This is a genomic window from Desulfosporosinus lacus DSM 15449 (assembly GCF_900129935.1).
GTDB lineage: Bacteria > Bacillota > Desulfitobacteriia > Desulfitobacteriales > Desulfitobacteriaceae > Desulfosporosinus > Desulfosporosinus lacus.
In genome coordinates this window covers 753,673-773,327 of sequence record NZ_FQXJ01000003.1, presented here as the reverse complement: position 1 = coordinate 773,327, position 19,655 = coordinate 753,673, and the positions used below count along the sequence as shown (strand labels likewise).

Here is a 19,655-nt window from a genome sequence, read left to right as displayed (position 1 = left end):
AAAGATCATATGAAATTCCAAAACTTACTCGCCTAATATGACTTGCTCTACCTGGCCGATGGGTTCTTGGAGAAGAGTATTTCCTACTTGTTTAAAAAGCTCCGGATCTCCACTGACATAGTAGCGAGCTCGCCATGGTTTTTTGCCCAAAGCAGGCTGTGACTCAACCAGTCCGGACTGTTCCCACTCATCCAAATGCTGAAGCAATATTTTAAGTTCTTTTACAACCGCCCGAGCCGGATCTACGATAAGTACATCTTTTCCTAAGATCTCTTTCAGGACCGGTTCAAGAAAAGGATAATGAGTGCACCCTAAAATCAAGGTGTCTATACCGGCTGCATGTAAGGGAGTAAGATAAGTTTTGGCAATTCCTCTTGCCTCTGAAGAATTGGACAGACCAGCTTCAATTAGAGGTACAAAAAGAGGACAGCCCTGTGCTTTAGTCAAGGTAATAGGCTGTTCTCCATGTTGCCAGGATTCTCGAAGCGTTGGGTCTTTAGGTAAACAGCCTTTTGCCAAGGCCCGACTCACAGCCGTCGAATACGCTTTACTGCGCACAGTGGTTTCTGTGGCAATTAGTCCAATCCTTCCCGCGATGGTTTTTTCAACAGCTAACCGGGCTCCCGGTTCAACCATGCCAATCATTGGGACATCAAACCGCTCCCTTAAAACAGGCAACGCTGTAGCCGAACTGGTATTACAGGCTACGACAATCACCTCGGCCCCTTGGCCAATCAAAAAGGTAGCAATTTCTTCCCCAAACCGAATGAGTTCCTCACGAGAACGATTTCCGTAGGGAACCCTGGCCGTATCTCCAAAATAAACGATTCTAACATCGAGCAGTTGCTCCAAAATCTCTTTCATGACCGTAAGTCCACCCACTCCGGAGTCAAACATGCCAATTACGCGTTGTTTCTTCAAAACTTCTCCCCCTTTAGGTCCAACAAAGCCCCTCTTAGTAAATTAAGGCTCCCCGCATCCGGCTCAAAACGAAACTCAATACACTCCATATTCTCTGGAAGAACTTTTTCAACTCGAAAACGAAGCCTTGGAGCTAGAATTACAGCCCCGCATTCCGGTAAAATTTCACGCAGACTTGCTTCATTCGGTTGAATAAGGGTTTTAAAAGTCGGGTACAATCCTGCCTGTCTAAGAGCAATTTTTATTTTTTCAGCATACTGGTTACTTTCACAAACCAGAGCCAATTCACGGCCCATGGTCAACTTGGCAATGCGCACGATTGTGTCAAGTTTTGGTTGGAGAGAAATCCCCAGAATAGGGATGTGAAGTTTGCCTAAAAGAATCTTCACTTCAGCCAGATGGGCTGCCCCTGTGATAGCCATATCCATTCCCGCTAAACATTCCTGTGCTCGGGGGGATTCCTGAAGTTCAGAAAGAAGTAATGGCACGAGACTCACACCTGGACCAAGGTTCCAATTGACATCTGCCAGTTGCTCGGGGTTACTCACTAAAAATGCCACTTTCATGCGCGAAAGCAGATCTTTCTTCTCCATCCCCCGCACATGCACGAAGGACACAAAATCATCAATAGAGAATCCGAGTCCTACCGCTTCCTCCATAGCTAAATCAACGATCCGTAAAACTTTCTCTTTGCGACTTTCCTGCTGCATGATCAAGGCTGTATCCTCAACAAAGGTCCCTTTACCCCGTGTCGAGCATAGAATCCCTTCACTCTCCAATTCCTTATAGGCTTGGCTCACGGTATTTCGGCTGACAGCTATGCTTTTAGCTAACTCCCGTTCCGGTGGGAGTTTTGTCCCTGCCGGCCAAATCCCTTGGGTAATTCGCCGCCGAATCTGCTCTTTAAGCTGGATGTAATAGGGCACACCGCTTTTTCGATCTAGCTCCATCAAAAATCACCTTTCTAAACCTTAACAAGCCACAAGCCTACTCGATCTATCTATCTTATGTTAGGTTAATCCTTTTTGGCCTGGTTGACTAGTCCAATTTTAATTTATTTCTCCATTCCCTTAGCTATTCCCTGCTTTATATAGTCTAATAAAAAAAAATTTTGTGACGTAAACCAAAGAGCTAGTACCCCATGGAGAGTGGCTCAAATGGCTGACCGAATCAGTGAGTTACTCCCCCCGTCGGGGAAGAGAGGCCAAATGTTGCACCGGTGCAACATTTGATGTTAACTCCATGTACACGGTTTTTGACGCGAAGGCTGTTTTTTCATGCACATATTAAGAAAACTACCCGTAAACCCTTGCAAAGTCTTGACTTTTCGATAAATTGGCAAACCCTTATTAAATAGAAAAAACCTGTCACATTCATGACAGGCAAAACTTACTATATTATATTATATTATATTATATTATATTATTTATATTTTACCGTTTCATCCTTTTCTTTGTTAAACAGCTCTTCTCTTCTAATTCTATTTCATGTAATTAATTACTGGTCGCTCCACTGTATAGGCATGGACTAAAGCATAGGCGGCTTCAGCTCGTGTTGCGACTTGATCGGGGTGCAGAGTATTCTCATCAACTTTTAGAATACCTAACCCCCAGGCAAGTGCAATATATCCAAGTGAATCCTGATTAATCGTATCTGCGTCTGTAAAGGGTACAGAATATATGCCTTTAACCTTCGCTGATGGTTCCATATTAATGAGCCGAATCATTATTTTAGATAGATCCTCTCGACTTAATTCAGACTCCAGTTTCACACCCTCAGGCAGCCAGCCGCGATCTTCGGCAATATCTAGGACTTCCTCATCGCTCAAAACCCGATCTCGATAATTCCCTTCTGCAGTAAGCATCGCCCGCAAAAGTGAGCCCGCGGTGATTTTCTCATCCGGACGGAAATTTTCTCCGTATTCTCCAAAGGCTCCTGTCAGACCCATAATGCCTATTTCCTTTTCCGCATAATTACCTTGAATATCCTGATAGGTAATGGCCCGAGACCACTGGGATTGAGGTCTTCCATACCAATCCATCGGGTCACCGGTTTTGGCATCAAGGATAGCCGGAACGTACATGTCATAGTCTAACTTCGGTTGATAAGCCAAGCGGATTTCCGGCTGCCCATTGGGATAGAAGATCAAGGAATATCTCAAAGCCAAGGGACTTATTTTTAAGAACCGTTCTGTTATCTCATTGAGAGACAGAGCGTTCGAGGAACTGGGGAATTCTTGGTTATTCCAGTTCATTTCATAATTGACGACCTGCTTAGCAACTGTATCTACTAACAAGTACATTCCGTTACGGGAAACAGGAATACCGTTGACAACCCTAACATAGTTAAATATCTGAATATTGGGAGGCATTTTTCCTCCATAGAAGTCTTCCGCTTCCACTTTAACGAGCTCAAAGCGCTCAGGCTGTGTAGATTTAAGAAAGTTATCCGCTATTTTTTGGGCTTCTTTACGGTTCAGAGGCTTAGATTTGTCATCTTGGTTTGATCCATAGGATCGATTAAAACCAATCAAGTCCCCCGTTTTAGCATTTACGCGAGCACTAAGATAACGTTGTTCTTCCGTATCGGAGGATTCAGTATTCCACTGTAACTCCCAGACTTGTTCAGTGGGATTTTGCCAGTCAGGATTTAAACTGGAATTCCTAAGCACAAAATCCTTGGGGATAGTAACCATTTTCTTAACGATCTCAATTGCTTCACTTTGGCTGATTTGTGGAGAGCTCTCTTCCTTATCCTGGCTCGTTGAGGGTTCTGAGACTTCAGAAGCGGCCTCAGTCGACAGGATCTTTGAAGCTGCTGATGCTGTTGATACTGCTACTGATTCCGAGATACTGCCTGCTGAGCTCGATGATTTATACGCGAGGGCCGGTTTATCAAGGGTTACAGGCTTCCCGGTCAAGGCATCCACAGCTCCTCCGTAGTATTTATTGGTTAACTGATAAACGAGGAGTATCCGTTGAGGTTCTTTGGTCTGGGGATTCATGACCGGAGGCAAAAAATACTGCAATTCGAGCATCGGCGTATCTGTAAAAACTTGACGTGCTTTTTCAGGAGAAACGATATTTGAGGCAACCGGAAAGACAAGATCCTCTGTCCAATTATAGTTATAGTTTATAACCCGCCCGTCTTCTCCACTAACACTCACGTTTACCCCGTTTTCAGGAAAGGGAACACCGTTAACGATTCGAATCCAGCGGAAATTGTACGTAAAGGGTTGAGAGTTATTTAATAGGAAGACTTGTTGCTTATCTGTTACAAGTTGCATTTCTGATTGATGCTTACTAACCAATTTGGCAACCAGGTCAGTGGCTATTTTTAAAGTATCTTCTGAGGACAAGACAGGGAGCTTAAATGAAGGCTTGAGTTGTTCGTTCCATTGACTGATGTTTAAAATCTCCCCGCTGATTGCATCAACCTCTGCATTGAAACTCCCACCCGGTTGTTCAACTGCATGCCAATTTAATGAATAGGTGGCACGGTCGTTATACTCATTATATCCGGTACTAAGTTGCGTATAATTCTCAGGAATACTAAAGTTATCTTTGACCGTCTGGACTGCCTGCTCAACCGTGATAACAGATTTTTCGCTTCCTAAAGTATTGACTGGATAAACCAGCAATTGTAAAAAGAGCATACATACAACCACAATGTTCAAATGGCGAATCTTCCTTAACAATTTCCATCCACCCTTTCTTACCCCGCTATTCTTTAGACTTTCATAACCCTTTAATACTGCCTCCTTCTATTAATGAACTGTAAATTCTTTATTTCACTGCTCACGCTACAACAATATATATTCCATGTATCCCATTATTATCCTTTAATTGGAAAGGCATTTTTTGTATTTTCCCCTTATGTTTTACAATAGTCCAAATACACTCAGGTCGTGAAATTTAAGACAGCTTATCCGCAACGCAGATAAGCTGTCTTAAGCCTTAACCTCTTATATTAGCTCTTCAATTTTTTCTACCATGTCATCTTCCTCAACATCCCCTGCTAACTTTCCATAAAACTCTCCATCCTTAAAAAACAAGAGCTGAGGAACACCTTTAAGGGAAAAACTTTTAAACAGAGCTTTATCCTGCTCAACATCCAGAGCGTAAAATGATAATTTATCTTGATACTCTTCCGAAACTTCTTCCAACCTGGGTACAACTTCTTTACATACGTGACAATCATGCCTGGTAAATGCAACAACGCAGGCCTCATTGTTATCATAAATTGCTTTGTTAAAAAAGTCGGCATTAATTTTCTTGAGTTCCATTTTTTACACCTCCTAATCTCTACCGGTGAACTCGATCAACTAAAGTTGAACCAGAAACTTCGGTGAGAGAGTCTGCCTCTTCTTCGCCAAGATTGCCATAGAACGGCAGACCACTCCCACTAAGCAACTATTTATAGTTTTACTGATGCTTTTATATCGTACTTCTGGTTATCAATATTCAAATAAAGATCAAATTCTCCGGACAAACCTTCCCTGCTCACATAGTACTGCACATCATTTTCCTTCTGTTCTTCAAAGGATATACATGCGGCTGTGATGTCATGCACATCAGTGGGGACTGAGTAAAACTTAGAACTATCCACACCTTTGAATTCCAGCAACACCTGGGACCCTTCCACAAATGTGCCGCGCAGGGCCAATCTATCTTCTTCAAGCACTAAGGAGACAGCATATTTTTCCGGCAGTTCCACACCGGCTTCTTTAAACTTAACCTTCAGGCCGAATTCAGAGTTAACTCCAAAACCACCTAACAATTTACCTTTACCCAGTCCATAGTTAGTTTTTTCATCATATAAAGCAAGTCTTCTGGCTCTATAGTAGTTGCCGCCTTTAACCATTAATTCATATTTAACTTCATTGTTGAGCAATTCTACAGTTATTGATTCCAAGGTCAAGTGGATGTGCTCACCTTTGTGTTTATTTATCTGCATGGCCCCTAAATCATCGGTATGCTTCCCTCTAAAGGTTGAGATGCCGCCTGAGTGTACCATGTAGTGTCCTTCACCATAGTAATCCACGTTGCAGATATACGGAGAATAGAATTCTGATCCTCTTTCTTTGCCATACTGCCAGACTTGTTCTATTTCCATTTTGTCAGTATCTATTCTGTATATAACCCCTCTGGAGAAATTATCATTTGGCAACACCCTATTGTCCGCGGTTTTGGATCTATAAGTTCCGTTATCAAACACGAAAACGTCTCCGTTGGGTAAAATTCTAGCTGCATGCTGCTCATACTGCCAGTCAAAGTCTCCTTTAGTTACATTTTTGAAGAAATATTTTTGCCATTCTTCTCCCCAGCCTTCAGGATCACCAATAATCCAGTTTAACTTGCCGGTATCATAGTTAAAGTTAATGACTGCATCCTGGTGCCGTCCGGACATAGTAATGGAATTGGTGGGTTTGTCATACCAAACGGCGTTATTATGGAACCAGTCATGGTGATTCCAGTCTCCTGCTTTGCCTTGTTCTCTCGGCAATATCTTGAGCAGATCCCAGGATTTAACGATTGCCCCGGTTTCTCTATCAATTTCAACGACAAAATCCTCAACAGATTCATCGAAATTATTATCCGAAGCAGCTAATAGATTACCGTTTTCTAATTCTATGGCATCATGGTGATATCCACCCGGCAGCCTGTATTCGGCGTAGATCTTACCACAGAAGCCCATCTCCATAAGTCCCACAGTATAGTATGGCTTTTGCATTGAGCGGTAAGAACTTACTAAGAGCCTTCCATTAGATAATTGTTTAATATCCCAGCTTGCTTTTTCTGTCATCACCCATCTTAAATCACCCTTATAATCAAAACCGCAAGTTCTGGCGGAATCAATGAGAGGAGTAGCAGTTGATATAATCATAATATCTTTGCCAAAGTACTCATATGTGGTATCGCAAGCGCAAGCTTTATTAACCTTTAATTCTTCAACTTCAATTCTGACCTCAGCTGTATTACCATTTTCCAGTGTTAAAACGACGGTATTTTCATAAGCATCATATAAGCCATAAATGGGCAGCACGTGCTCCTTAGCAGCAGCAAAATCATGTTCTATATTCCCTTCTACTGCTTTACCTTTTACAGTTACTTTTACAGCGACTTCTTCTTCGGTAGTAAAACAAATCACTGCGGCCAGTGGGTTAATCAAATATGGATTTTTAACGACATAAGGATTTTCTAAAGTATAGTTCCCTGCTCTGAATTCAGCTAAAAACTTCTCTTCAGATTCGTGCTGCAAGGTAATTAAATGCTTTTGAGTTTCTAAATATTGTTTCATAATCTTTTTCTCCTTTTAATTTAAATTTAATACTACATCTTCTTGGACGACCAAACTTCATGCAAACTTAGAAAATTCCTCCCTTTCATTTTTTAATTTCATGAGTGGTACTAGGTAATGAGACATATAATGTGTATAATTATCTAAACATAGCTTAGATATGGTAAATGCAAAAAAGTGTAACTAGTTGAGGAAGGTGTCTTACCATGCGTATAGAGCATCTCTATTATTTAGTTGATATAGCAAAAACAAAATCCATAACACTATCTGCAGAGCATCTCTTCATTTCTCAACAAGGCTTAAGCCAAGCTATTCAGAAACTCGAAGCAGACTTGGATGTTGCTTTGCTTCGGCGCAGTCGCCAAGGAGTATCTCTAACAGAGGCTGGTAATATGGCTGTAGAAAAAGCAAAAGAGGTTATTTTTAAATACGAGGAATTACTTGAAAGTATCGCACCCTATTCCAGTATTGGCAGTCCAAATTCAAGTGATAAATTGAGCATTGGCGCGACTCCCTTCATGAGTAATTACTTATCCCACATCTTGGATTTATTGCGAAAAGACCATCCTGAAATTAATATACATATTGAAGAACAAACACCTGATGAAATTGTAGCGAAGCTTAGTGAAGGGTATTTGGATATAGGAATTGTTAATTTACCAGATCATTATGATCATCAACACCTAAAAAACAACAATATTCACTTTGAAAAACTCAACAGTTATGAATTTTTGGCTTGTGTTGCTAAATCATCTCCCTTAGCCAGGAAGATAATGTTTAAAAAATCCGAGATAATAAATCACCCAATCGTGGCCTATAACCTAAAACCCTATTTAGAAATCTTAACTCATATGTTTGGGGATTTAAGCCGATTAAATATCATTGTGAAAACGAATAGCAGAGAAATCTACCTGAAAACCATCATCCATAGCAAAGCCGTTGGCATTACAACGATCACTGATTTTAACCTCTATCATGAAAAATCAATCGTCGCAATACCGATTAAAGATAGCCCGAGCTTAGATTTTGGGTGGCTAGTTTCTACTCACCATCCTCTATCATCTGCAGGCCAAGATCTTCTGGAGATTTACAAAAACTATATAACAACTAAACCACCCTATTAAACTCTCCCATCAAAGTAGCAGTGAAGATTATCTATATGCCGAGTATATTTGATTTGCAACAATTATCACAAACAATGATTTCATGTTTGCGTCACAATTAATCTTTGTAAAGACGCCTGGAATCTTCCACCAAGTAAAGAGAGTAGGGGATTTGGCTACTAATAGCTAAATCCCCTACTCTCTTTGTGCCCCAGCAAACGCTTCCATCTAAATGCACTATTCGTTAGTATTAAGACCCCGAGGAAGCCGCACAGGTATTTCATTCACGGTCAAGCTGGGAAGGTAAAGCGGACAAAAACTTATTAGTTTTTTTAATAGGAATCATTAGCACAATAAATAGTTGGTATCTTCTCAATAAAACATTGTTGGTCAAAAGGTATAAAACAAACTAAACTGTGCTTGAACTAACCTTCACAAACCAAGGGAGTGCTTCTTATATCATAACCAGAGCAAGTCTTTGATCATCACCTTATAAAGAAAGGATGGAGTCAAAACTAAAGTGAACTCGTTCAGCTAAAGCTGAACATCGGGGCTTCGGTAGGGGATTCTACCCCCACCGAAGTAGATATCGGAACACCCACTTAAAGAAGTGGGTGTCTCGGAATTGATTAAAAGCATAGCAACGACGCGTTTTCAGAATAATAATTTAGGAGGTTAAGGCATGTCAGTTCAAACAGAAAAACAACCCATGAGTATGAAGAATTTAGCAATCATGATTATGACGTTTATTCTGCCACTCGCGATTCTGCTTTTCCCAACCAACGAACTCTTTACTCCCCAGATCAGATTGTATTTAGTAATAACTCTCTTCGCAATTCTAACCTTTATTTTTGCAACATAAATCAGACTGCGGTTTCAATTCTATTACCCGTTGCCTATGTGGTCATCGCCCATGCACCTGCTGCAGCCGTTTTTTCCCCATGGTCTACCTATATTCCATGGTTTATCATTGGAGGTTTATTTCTGGCCAACGTTATGGAGCGCACCAACCTGCTCAAGCGAATTGCGTACAATTCCATCTTGCTGACCGGAGCAAGTTATAATGGTATCATTTGGGGATTAGCCATAGCCGGAGTAATACTCTTTCTCTTAATTCCCGGAAATACCGTTTTCCCTTTGGCAGCTTTAGCTTATGGCCTTTGCAAAGCCTTAAATCTTAAGGTAGGCAAAGAAACAGCCGGAATAACTATGGCTGCAGCCATTTCATCACTGCTTCCGGGATGGTTCATCTTCAACGCCAACTATGGTTTGCTGACAGGTTTAGGTAAAGGTGTCGCTGGAGAAGTAAATTTAACCTGGATTCAATACCTTATGTACAATAGTATAAACATTCTTTTCTATGCCTTTATGTTTTGGATCATCACCAAAATGTTTAAACCCTCAGTACCCATCAATGCAAAAGACTATTTTAAGAGCCAATTAGAGAAATTAGGAAAAATGTCCTTTGATGAGAAAAAGGTTCTAATTATGAGTGTCATGCTCTTTGCTTTTCTCTTAACCACTCAATACCATAAAATAGAGGCTGGCTGGGGCTTTATAATCTTCCCCATGTTACTCTATTTCCCCGGGCTCAGCGTAGCCACTAATGAAGATCTCAAAAACGTCAATTACGGAATGGCCATCTTTACCGCAGCTTGTATGGGTATTGGAACAACGGCCGGAGCCTTAGGCCTAGGGAAAGTTGTCGCTTCGGTCATCATGCCGATACTCGCCGGTAAAGGGATTATGTTTATTTTCGGCACCGTCTATACCATGATCTTTAGTCTGAACTTTTTAATGACTCCCCTAGCAATCATGTCAGCATTCACCTTACCACTCACTGAAATCGCTATGAGCTTTGGCATTAACCCCGCCGCCTGGTACATGTTCATCCAAATAGCCGTAGACGCAATTATACTGCCCTATGAATATGTCCTATACCTAATCTTCTTCTCCTTTGGAATCGTAAAGTTATCCGATTTTGTTAAGTTCCAAGCAGTAAAAACTATATTGACTATGATATTTGTTTTCACGATACTCATTCCATTCTGGAGAATGATTGGTTTCTTAATGATGTAGCAAAAGAAGTTATTTCAAGGGTTCCCCTAGGCTTTAGTCAACAAGTGTCAATGACTCTAAGAAACAATCCAAAAAATCGCCTAAACTAACTTGAGAGTTTAGGCGATTTTTTGGTAAGCGCTTCTTGTAAGCTATTCTTTGCAAGGTATTCTATTAATGGTTCAGCATTTGTTGAAGTTGTTGCTCCACATTATATGAGACCCCGCTATTGTTACCCACGACAACTGACTTTGGAATATACCCTTTATTGAATAGCAAGAAAAAGTTAAGACCCGAAGGGATGGTATTCGGTTCAGTCATTGCCACAATCCCCCCGTTTTTAGCCGCTAAAGCAGCCGTTAACAAGGCATCTGCATAGGGTTTCCCCCAACTGACATCATCTTGGCGAACCAGACCTGATGTAAAGTAAAGAGGAGACTGAGGAGTTTCTTTGTTAAGGAGATTTTGAAAGATAATGCTTTGGGTATCGTAACGATCATGGCCTCCCCAGCGTTTGACTAAAAACCCGGAACTTAGTTGGTTTTCCACCGCATTACTGATAACTGCGGTTCCTCCGAGGAGGACGACATTTGTCGCATTAAGGTTTGTTAAAGCTTGGAGCGTAGAAGGTGGCAAGACATCTTTATCTGTAAGTAAGATCGGGTTTCCTTGCGCCCCTGCAAAAGCGCTAATCGCGATGGCATCAGGTATGGCAGACCCATTAGCAAGATATACGGTCCGAGTGGAATCGATCCCCACTTGGGCAGAGATCAGGGCAGCCGTATCATATCCTTGTAATCCGGCAATCCGAGTAACCGTATAATCCTTACTTAAACTATCTTCGATCCCCTGAGCAATAGCGACTGTTCCGCCAACAATATATATGTTCCTGGCACCTAACTCACGAAGTCCAGCTAAGGTCCGATCATCTAAGGTCGAAGAACCCGTCATAAGAATCGGAGCATCCAGCTTTTTCGAAAGCGGAGCCGCGGCGAGAGAATCCGAAAACTGATCATCTCTTGCCAAGATTACATTCGAAGCACTCGTCCAGCCTTGTTTGGCAATTTCAACCGAAAGGGCTACATTATCAGGAGCGTTGGAACCAATACGGCTACCCGCTTCAAAAGCCGGAGCAACGGATATTGAACTAATGATCTTTCCACCAAAGATAATATCAACATTGCCCGCTTTTTCCGGAGTTATGTTAAGGAGAAAGGTTCCATCACTTAAGGTGGTATAACTCTGGGTTGCCGGGCTGGCATCCACGGCCGTTCCATCCACGGTCACTGACCTTTGGTCCAAAACATTCCCTTCCGAATCCGTAAGCTTTACACTCAGCGAATTTTCGGCATTAACCACGAGGGAACCCTCTGCCGTTACTACTGCATCTACAACCTTTATCGTCCCGGTTGCCGAGCCCTTGTTTGGAGAAACAGCACTAACTTTGAGCGTATAATCTCCGGGCTTATACAAGGTAAGGTCGGAAAGATTGTAATAACCGCCACCTCCGGATACGGAATAGTAAGTCACGTTACCCTCCGGATCTGTGAGAGTCGCATTGACCGATCCTGTAAAAAGTTTACTGGTAGGAATACGATTTAACTTAAACTCAACATCCGTCGGCTCCCCAATAACCACGCTCGATTCTTCCTCAGACACAAACGTCAGCCCTCTTAAAGTAGTGTAATTCTCACCACTACTATCAGTACCACTCTCAGTAGCAGCAAGCAACATCCCCGGCAACATACCGATCAGCAAAAAAGCCATCATCAGGATACTTAAAACCTTTTGAGTCCGTTTCTTTTTTATCACGAAATTTCTTCCTTTCTTACGTAGCTTTAGCATCCAAGAATTCTTGTGAACGGGCAATTTCCCCTGGCTTTCAAAGACCCCAAACAGCCTCTCGAACCGTCCCCTCGTTCCCAGCCCCGTCGACCCGAAAGAAAGGGGACAATTGCCAAGTGAACCCATTCGTGGGAGTTCACGATAAAGCGAGTGCCGATGCTGAAGGGCCAATTTCGCCCAGGTTCACATCCTGCGCCTCCCAGAGGTTGGCGAAATTCCTTCAGCATCCAGCGAGCCAGTGAACGGGAACGTGGGTGAACGGGCAATTTCCCCTTACTTTCACAAGACCCCAAACGCACTCTCAAACGTCCCCCCCATTCCCAGCCCCGTCGACCCGAAAGAAAGGGGACAATTGCCAAGTGAACCCATTCGTGGGAGTTCACGATAAAGCGAGTGCCGATGCTGAAGGGCCAATTTCGCCCAGGTTCACATCCTGCGCCTCCCAGAGGTTGGCGAAATTCCTTCAGCATCCAGCGAGCCAGTGAACGAGAACGTGGGTGAACGGGCAATTTCCCCTGACTTTCACAAGACCCAAAACGCACTCTCAAACGTCCCCCCCATTCCCAGCCCAGTCGACCCGAAAGAAAGGGGACAATTGCCAAGTGAACCCATTCGTGGGAGTTCACGATCAAGCGAGCGCCGATGCTGAAGGCCAATTTCGCCCAGGTTCACTTCCTGCGCCACCCAGAGGTTGGCGAAATTCCTTCAGCATCCAGCGAGCCAGTGAACGGGAACGTGGGTGAACGGGCAATTTCCCCTATCTTTCACAAGACCCCATTTATTCAAACCTTAATGCGTCTATTGGATCCATCGCGGCAGCTTTACGTGCCGGGAAGACGCCGAAGATAATGCCGATGGCGGCCGAGAAGCCGAAAGCCATCGCCACTGAAGTCAAGGAAATACTGGTATCCATTGACAAGGCCTTCCCCGCCAAGGTCGATCCTCCATAGCCGAGGGCGATGCCTATACCGCCCCCCAAGATACTAAGTACGACAGCCTCAATAAGAAACTGCAGAAGAATATCCATTCCTTTAGCTCCGATCGCTTTCCGTATCCCAATCTCCCGAGTTCGTTCGGTAACGGAAACGAGCATGATATTCATGATTCCAATTCCCCCGACCAGGAGGGAAATACCTGCAATTCCGCCCAAGAGCATGGTCAAGGTTTGAGTTACACTTTGCATAGCTTCTAACATGTCAGCCTGATTCTGAACCCTGAAGTCGTCATCTTTACCTTCCTGGATTTTATGAGCTTTTCGCAAGGTTGCCGTAATACTATCTTGTGCTATTTGCATAAGGTCCTCGGATGTCGCTGAGACCAGAATATTGCGTACCGTTTTCTTTCCGATTAAGCGCGCTTGGATGGTAGTGATAGGTGCGGTGATCATATCATCACTGCTGGACATTCCTGTTGATCCTGTAGCTGTAGTCACTCCGATGACTTGAAACGGTACATTGTTAATTTTAATATTCTTCCCAATGATATCAGCATTCACATCACCCATCAGGTTTTCCACGACGGTTGGGCCGAGTACTGCGACTCTGGCACTGCTGTTAACGTCTTGCTCAGTAATATTACGTCCGCGTGCAATTGTGACATTTTTAATAATTGCATAGTCCTCAGTCGTGCCGGTAATACTCGTGGAAGTGTTTCCGGAGGCCAAGACCACTTGAGCACTGGTGTTCGCAACCGGTGCAACAGCTTTAATAGCCGTTCCTACTTCTATCTTGGACACATCTGTCATGCTTAAGCTCGCTGAGCTCCCTGCACCCCCACTAACTCCTCCGGAAAACGCTTGTGCCGAACTAATTGTAAGCAGGTTCGAGCCCATGCCCTGAATCTGGGAAGTGATCGAAGCAGTCGCTCCATTGCCGATTCCAACCATGGCAATGACAGCCGCCACTCCAATAATAATCCCCAGCATCGTCAAGGATGACCTGAGTTTATTTGCTCGTAAAGCCCTGAGAGAGACTCGGATACTTTCTAAAAAGTTCACTCTGGTCCTCCTTCCTCCCCGATGACTTGCGCTTGAGCCTTACGCGGATTTTTAACTATTTCGTCTCCTTCAATATGACCGTCTCGGAAACGCACAATCCGCTCTGTAAATTCTGCAATATCCGGTTCATGGGTTACGATGATAATCGTATTTCCTTGGGCATGCAGGCGTTGGAAGATCGCCATAACCTCTTCACTGGACCGACTGTCCAGGTTCCCCGTAGGCTCATCCGCTAATATAATCGAAGGGTTTGTGACCAGTGCACGGGCGATGGCAACCCGCTGTTGCTGCCCACCGGATAATTCTTTAGGACGGTGATGAATTCGTTCGCCAAGACCGACAGATTCCAAGGCCGCAATGGCCCGAGTGCGCCTTTCTTTCCCTCCCGTTCCCGCATAAAGCATAGGAAGTTCTACATTTTCTACAGCCATGGTCCGAGGAAGAAGATTAAAACCTTGAAAAATAAAACCTATCTTGCGATTGCGGATTACGGATAAATCATCACCGGTCGCCTTTGCAACATCCGTTCCATCGAGAAAATACTCTCCCTCTGTTGGTGTATCCAAACATCCTAAAATATTCATCATGGTCGACTTGCCGGAACCGGAAGGCCCCATAATGGCTACAAACTCACCCTCTCCTACATGCAAGTCTACTCCGCCTAACGCCGCAACTTTGATATCACCGTTAGCGTAGATTTTTTTAATTCCTTTAAGATTTATCATAACATCCCTCCTGAAGTATCCGCTAAAAGCAAGTTCAACGAGGTCCCTTAACTAATTGCTACCACGGAACGGAACGGAACTGACCTTACCTTACCTCTATTGAATTGCATGAATAAGTCTCTATCTGACTCTTACCGCACCAGTTGCACCCCCTGGTCTGGCTGCTCCACCTCCGCCACCTAAAACTCCTCCAGTAGAAGCCTTTGTTGTTGCGGATGTACCAACAATGGTAATGACCTCTTGCCCTTCTGTCAAACCACTCTTGACTTCTACATTTGTTCCATCATCTAAGCCAAATTCCACTGGGATAAATTGTACATTGGCTCCGGTCTGTCCGCTGCCAGATTTTTGGACAACCTTAGGTTGAGTTTCAGACTGAGAAGACGAGTCTTCTTGTCCCGCAAGAGTATCATTTGCACCCATGGGAACCATAACGCCTTTTTCATCCCCTCTAGTTTTGACCGCCTCACTTGGCACTGTTAAAACATTCTTGGCCTCTTCTACAATAATGTCAATATTAGCATTCATTCCCGACCGAAGCTTATCACTGGCTTGTTCTACTGTCACCGTAACTTCAAAGGTTGTAACATTTGAAGTAGTTGTTCCTTGAGGGGCAACTAAGCTCACCACTCCGCTGCTATGGTCATCTGGGTAGGCATCAAGAGTAATATCCACTTTCTGTCCTACTTTGACCTGAGCAATATCGGCCTGATCAATTGACGCATTCACTTCAAGACTACTCCCAGTAGTTCCTGAAGGCGTGATCGTAATTTTGGAATCATCTGTTGTATATTGGTAAAGTTGTAAATTGGAATCGATAACGATGGCATCCGTAGGCGCAACTATGGTAGCTCCTGATAATTTTGCCTCCGTACTGTCAAGTTGAGCCTGTGCTTGTGTAATACTGGCTTGAGCCGAAGCTTTGTCTGCAACTGTCGGGCCGGCCTCTTGCTGTTTCACTTTATATTGCGCAGCCGTAACATCCGCTTGAGCAGCTTCTAAAGCCTTAGCCGCGCCTCCATTTTGCGCATTTTGGGCCGTTGTTAAGTTAGATAATGCATCGTTCAATGTGCTTTGAGCAGATTGTATAGACGACGTGTCTCCGCTCTGCTGCGCCTTAGCTAAAATATCACTAGCCTGTTTAACTCTCTCATTAGCCAATGTAACTTGGTTTGCCAAATAAGCCGGATCCGCATCCTGCTGTGATGTGGTTAAACTCGTCTGTGCTTTTGCAAGATCCGACAGAGCCTGAGCTTTCGTTTGTTCATTATATCCATCATAAAGGGATTGAAGCTTAGCCTCAGTGGCCGCTAAGTTGGCTTGCTGCTGCACGACATCAGCTTTAAGGTTTGTATCATCAATCTTAGCAAGAACTTGGTCTTTTTTCACTGTATCACCGACCTTGAAATTCAGCTCAACCACCTGTCCCCTGGTCACATCTCCACTGTTGGAGAACTGTAACGGTATCGACTGCGGGTAATTAACCGTTCCTGTTGCAGTAATCACCTTGCTTACATCTCCGATTTCTGCTTTTGCTGTGATGTTAGCAACCACTGCCGGTTTAGCCGTAAACTTCTTATAACCCCAATACCCTCCTCCCAAGACCAAAACGCTTAAAATCCCTATGGACACCCATTTTTTGTTCATGCTCTCTCTCCTTTTTATGTACTTAAACAGTGGTTTTCAACTCAACTGAGTTTTAACTTAACTATTCAGGGGAACTCCGTCAGAAGTTTTCGATAGATGCCTATTACTTACTGGATAAAATTCCTAATCAGGATATCACAGTATTATGATCAAACAACGATAAACTTCTTAAGATCTTGTCAGGATTAGCTGAGTATCTGCTGAGTTTTCACATTCTGCCTTATGGGTAATAGAATTCTAAAACAGCTCCCTGCACCCAGTTTACTTTTTACTTGAATTGAGCCGCCATGAGCATGGATGAATTCTTTAGCAATCGCCAACCCTAAACCGGTTCCACCACTTTCCCGCTCTCGAGCTTTATCTACTCGATAAAAGCGGTCAAAAATATGCTCAAGTTCTTCTTCCGGAATTCCTTCTCCGGAATCCTCAACCGTTACTTGTACCCAACTATTAAACTTCAAATCATCTTTCTTTTTAAAGACCCTTGGCTTCACTTCTTTTGGTTCTCCGGATTCTTTGGCTTCCTCCGGTTTTTCGGGCTTCTCTATCTTTTCCCCTTTACGACGGAAGACATTCCGTAAACGATGGGGAGTCCCCTCGGTGCCCATCCCGTCTTCAGCAAGCATTTCTTGCTCTGTCAAGACCAAGCGAAGAGTTCCGCCTGGCGGTGTATGTAAAAGAGCATTCCCTATCAAGTTGACAAAGACCTGAGTTAAACGATCCGGGTCGCCAATAATTTCAGGTACCTCTCCCAAGATTTCAGCATGCAACTCCCGCTCCTCGAATTCAATCGCGAATTGCTCTGTAATCCGTTCCACTAACTTTCTTAGATTTACAGGTTTTAGAGCCATGGGTAATTTTCCGGCTTCCGCAAGATTTAACTGTTGAAGATCCCGGACTAAACGAATCAGTCTCAAAGTTTCATCCTGAATGGGAAGAATCGTTTCCGGAGTTGAAGGGAGAACTCCTTCTTGGATCGATTCCAGTTTTCCAAGGATAACAGAAAGCGGAGTTCGCAATTCATGGGCAATATCTGCCACCATGTTACGTCTCACTTCCTCATTGCGAGCCAATTGTTCAGTCATTCGGTTAAAGTCCTGAGCCAAGATCGCGATATCACCTTTTCCCTTCACATGAACCCGCGAAGACAAATCTCCTTTTCCTACATTCCGAACGGCTTCCATCAGATGGTTTAGAGGTTTAGTGAAATGTCGGGTCAATAACATTCCCAAGAGTAAAGCGACAATAGATGTGATCGTCAATCCGATAAGCATAGCCTGGATAATCGAAGTTCCAATTGTTTTGGCAAGTTTATTATTAGTAATCAAAGGGTTTTCCTGCCAGTAATAGCCTACTGTTTGGTCTTTCACCTTGATTTCTTCTCGTTGTTTCATGATTTTGCTATTTGAAGGAAACTGAGAGAGGGGTTTGCCAAAATCTTCATTGCGCGAGTCGACTACAACCTTGTCTTCTAGGTCAAATACCCAAAAAGGCGGGCCATCCCGACGAGGTCTGCTAAATTTCAGATCCGACTCAGGCATTGCCCGCACGACGGGAATTCCGTCGATAAAGGTTACCAGTTTTCTTTCTGTCTCGTTTCCTTCAGTTATAGACCCAAACCTTCGTTCTGCCTCATTAATTTTCGCAACGTATCCTTGGGCTCCATCCCAGCTGCCACGGGCTTCATAGTAGCCACTCAAAAGCCGCTTCCAACTCTCACCATAAGCTTGTTGTACATAGGTTTCAGCGTGTCCGAGCAACGCTTGGGTTGAGGTAAGGGCAATTCCGGTGAAGAAAATCGCCATAAAAAAAACCATGCCTATAAGCCCTATTATAAATTTTCGTCGTAAGGTCACAAGCCCTCACCGAACCGATACCCTACGCCAAACACAGTTTCGACATACTTTGGTTCACTGGGATTGTCCTCAATTTTCTTGCGCAAGTTTGAGACGTGGGTGTCAATAGAGCGCTCATAGTAGAGATATTCCTCCCCCATCGCTTGACGCAGGAGCTGCAGACGACTGTATACGGTACCCGGGCGTGTTGCGAGCAAATGTAAAATGTTGAATTCCGTTGGAGTCAGTAAGACTTCCTGCCCTCGTTTTAAGACTTTATGGCTTGAGACGTCCAAGCTTATCTCCCCTCGAATTATGACTGAAGAGGTACTTTCCTGTGACACTCCGGATGAGCGCCGAAGTACAGTTTTAATTCGGGCTGCCAATTCTCGAAGGCTAAAGGGCTTGACAATATAATCATCCGCTCCAAACTCCAAGCCAAGCACGCGATCGATTTCCTCCGATTTTGCAGTGAGCATGATAATAGGAATTGTACTTGTCTCCCGCAAACGTTTACACATTTCCAGCCCGCTTATTCCCGGAAGCATCCAATCCAACAAAACGAGGTCCGGTTTTTCACCCTCGATTAACTCCATTCCCTCAAGTCCATTGATTGCTGTTAAGACACTATATCCTTCCCGTGAGAGGTAATCTCTTACAAGAGTTAGAATTTCTGGTTCATCATCGACTAAAATGATTTTCATTTTCATACCACCACTTTTCCGCTTTTATCTGTTGAATATAAGTATAACGTTTATATTTGAGTTGTATCTAGGGAAGATTTGAAGATTTTATGAAGATTTTGGGGTCTTTGGAAGCAGGGGACACTTGCCCGTTCACACACGTTCCCGTTCCCTGGCTCATTGGATGATGAAGGTATTTCGCCAACCTCTGGGTAGCGCTGGATGTGAACCTGGGCGAAATATTTCCTTCATCATCGGCACTCGCTTTAGCGTGAACTCCCACTGATGTGTTCTCTTTGCAAGTGTCCCCTTGCTTTCTGGTCGACGGGTCTGGAACGAGGGGACGTTTAAGAGTGTGTTTTGGGTCTTTGGAAGCAGGGGACACTTGCCCGTTCACCCACGTTCCCGTTCACTGGCTCATTGGATGCTGAAGGAATTTCGCCAACCTCTGGGCGGCGCAGGATGTGAACCTGGGCGAAATTGGCCCTTCACCATCGGCGCTCGCTTTATCGTGAACTCCCACGAATGGGTTCTCTTGGCAA

General features: G+C 43.8%; 17 protein-coding genes and 1 pseudogene. 6 read left to right on the top strand and 12 right to left on the bottom strand.

The features are described 5' to 3' along the window. Positions 1 to 24 precede the first annotated feature (24 nt). Positions 25 to 921: a glutamate racemase gene (gene murI, locus BUB11_RS03645; protein ID WP_073027941.1), complete on the bottom strand. Its 897-nt coding sequence runs from the start codon at positions 919 to 921 to the stop codon at positions 25 to 27. Continuing rightward, positions 918 to 1,871 carry a GntR family transcriptional regulator gene (locus BUB11_RS03640; protein WP_073027939.1) on the bottom strand — a complete coding sequence of 318 codons (954 nt, stop codon included), beginning with the start codon at positions 1,869 to 1,871 and terminating at the stop codon, positions 918 to 920. The genes murI and BUB11_RS03640 overlap by 4 nt, the downstream gene beginning before the upstream one ends. A 208-nt stretch (positions 1,872 to 2,079) precedes the next feature. On the opposite strand from BUB11_RS03640, the pseudogene BUB11_RS28160 reads away from it, so the two are divergent. Then, positions 2,080 to 2,211, top strand: a pseudogene (locus BUB11_RS28160) (hypothetical protein); the annotation flags it as partial. Between the two features lie 190 nt (positions 2,212 to 2,401). Here BUB11_RS28160 and BUB11_RS03630 read toward each other — a convergent pair. The 3 genes from BUB11_RS03630 to BUB11_RS03620 all read right to left on the bottom strand — a co-directional run bounded on the left by BUB11_RS03630 (position 2,402) and on the right by BUB11_RS03620 (position 7,221). Beyond that, positions 2,402 to 4,618: a YcdB/YcdC domain-containing protein gene (locus BUB11_RS03630; protein ID WP_073027937.1), complete on the bottom strand. Its 2,217-nt coding sequence runs from the start codon at positions 4,616 to 4,618 to the stop codon at positions 2,402 to 2,404. A gap of 267 nt (positions 4,619 to 4,885) precedes the next feature. Next, positions 4,886 to 5,206, bottom strand: coding sequence for a thioredoxin family protein (locus BUB11_RS03625; RefSeq protein WP_073027936.1), 321 nt, complete (start codon positions 5,204 to 5,206; stop codon positions 4,886 to 4,888). 131 nt (positions 5,207 to 5,337) lie between these two features. After that, a complete protein-coding gene (locus BUB11_RS03620; RefSeq protein ID WP_073027934.1) occupies positions 5,338 to 7,221 on the bottom strand; it encodes an aryl-sulfate sulfotransferase in 1,884 nt (627 codons plus the stop codon). Between the two features lie 206 nt (positions 7,222 to 7,427). Here BUB11_RS03620 and BUB11_RS03615 point away from each other — a divergent pair, with 206 nt between their 5' ends. The 3 genes from BUB11_RS03615 to BUB11_RS03605 all read left to right on the top strand — a co-directional run bounded on the left by BUB11_RS03615 (position 7,428) and on the right by BUB11_RS03605 (position 10,403). Then, positions 7,428 to 8,345 carry a LysR family transcriptional regulator gene (locus BUB11_RS03615; protein ID WP_073027932.1) on the top strand — a complete coding sequence of 306 codons (918 nt, stop codon included), beginning with the start codon at positions 7,428 to 7,430 and terminating at the stop codon, positions 8,343 to 8,345. A gap of 661 nt (positions 8,346 to 9,006) precedes the next feature. Beyond that, entirely contained in the window at positions 9,007 to 9,186 is a 180-nt protein-coding gene (locus BUB11_RS03610; protein ID WP_073027930.1) for a hypothetical protein, read from the top strand. Next, positions 9,132 to 10,403 carry an anion permease gene (locus tag BUB11_RS03605; RefSeq protein WP_084110140.1) on the top strand — a complete coding sequence of 424 codons (1,272 nt, stop codon included), beginning with the start codon at positions 9,132 to 9,134 and terminating at the stop codon, positions 10,401 to 10,403. Before BUB11_RS03610 ends, BUB11_RS03605 begins: the two co-directional genes overlap by 55 nt. Positions 10,404 to 10,556: 153 nt before the next feature. On the opposite strand, the gene BUB11_RS03600 is transcribed toward BUB11_RS03605, so the two are convergent. Together BUB11_RS03600 and BUB11_RS03595 are read right to left on the bottom strand one after the other, a co-directional pair. Then, entirely contained in the window at positions 10,557 to 12,194 is a 1,638-nt protein-coding gene (locus BUB11_RS03600; protein ID WP_073027927.1) for a cell wall-binding repeat-containing protein, read from the bottom strand. Positions 12,195 to 12,220: 26 nt separating this feature from the next. After that, positions 12,221 to 12,775: a hypothetical protein gene (locus BUB11_RS03595; protein ID WP_207650022.1), complete on the bottom strand. Its 555-nt coding sequence runs from the start codon at positions 12,773 to 12,775 to the stop codon at positions 12,221 to 12,223. A gap of 54 nt (positions 12,776 to 12,829) precedes the next feature. Between BUB11_RS03595 and BUB11_RS27980 the strand changes: the two genes are divergently transcribed. Beyond that, on the top strand, positions 12,830 to 12,970 hold the full coding sequence (locus BUB11_RS27980) for a hypothetical protein (RefSeq protein ID WP_207650021.1): 141 nt from the start codon (positions 12,830 to 12,832) through the stop codon (positions 12,968 to 12,970). A gap of 35 nt (positions 12,971 to 13,005) precedes the next feature. Here the strand turns inward: BUB11_RS27980 and BUB11_RS03590 are convergent, their stop codons facing one another. From BUB11_RS03590 to BUB11_RS03570, 5 genes are all read right to left on the bottom strand, one after another. Further along, on the bottom strand, positions 13,006 to 14,223 hold the full coding sequence (locus BUB11_RS03590) for an ABC transporter permease (protein WP_073027924.1): 1,218 nt from the start codon (positions 14,221 to 14,223) through the stop codon (positions 13,006 to 13,008). Further along, a complete protein-coding gene (locus tag BUB11_RS03585; RefSeq protein WP_073027922.1) occupies positions 14,220 to 14,948 on the bottom strand; it encodes an ABC transporter ATP-binding protein in 729 nt (242 codons plus the stop codon). Before BUB11_RS03585 ends, BUB11_RS03590 begins: the two co-directional genes overlap by 4 nt. A 120-nt stretch (positions 14,949 to 15,068) precedes the next feature. Next, a complete protein-coding gene (locus tag BUB11_RS03580; protein ID WP_073027921.1) occupies positions 15,069 to 16,595 on the bottom strand; it encodes an efflux RND transporter periplasmic adaptor subunit in 1,527 nt (508 codons plus the stop codon). Positions 16,596 to 16,780: 185 nt separating this feature from the next. Next, on the bottom strand, positions 16,781 to 18,412 hold the full coding sequence (locus tag BUB11_RS03575) for a sensor histidine kinase (RefSeq protein ID WP_242947442.1): 1,632 nt from the start codon (positions 18,410 to 18,412) through the stop codon (positions 16,781 to 16,783). Positions 18,413 to 18,447: 35 nt separating this feature from the next. Next, complete coding sequence (locus tag BUB11_RS03570; RefSeq protein ID WP_084110139.1) at positions 18,448 to 19,134, bottom strand: response regulator transcription factor; 687 nt, start codon at positions 19,132 to 19,134, stop codon at positions 18,448 to 18,450. A gap of 334 nt (positions 19,135 to 19,468) precedes the next feature. Here BUB11_RS03570 and BUB11_RS27420 point away from each other — a divergent pair. Further along, on the top strand, positions 19,469 to 19,655 hold a 187-nt coding region (locus tag BUB11_RS27420; protein ID WP_159436892.1), incomplete at its 3' end, for a hypothetical protein.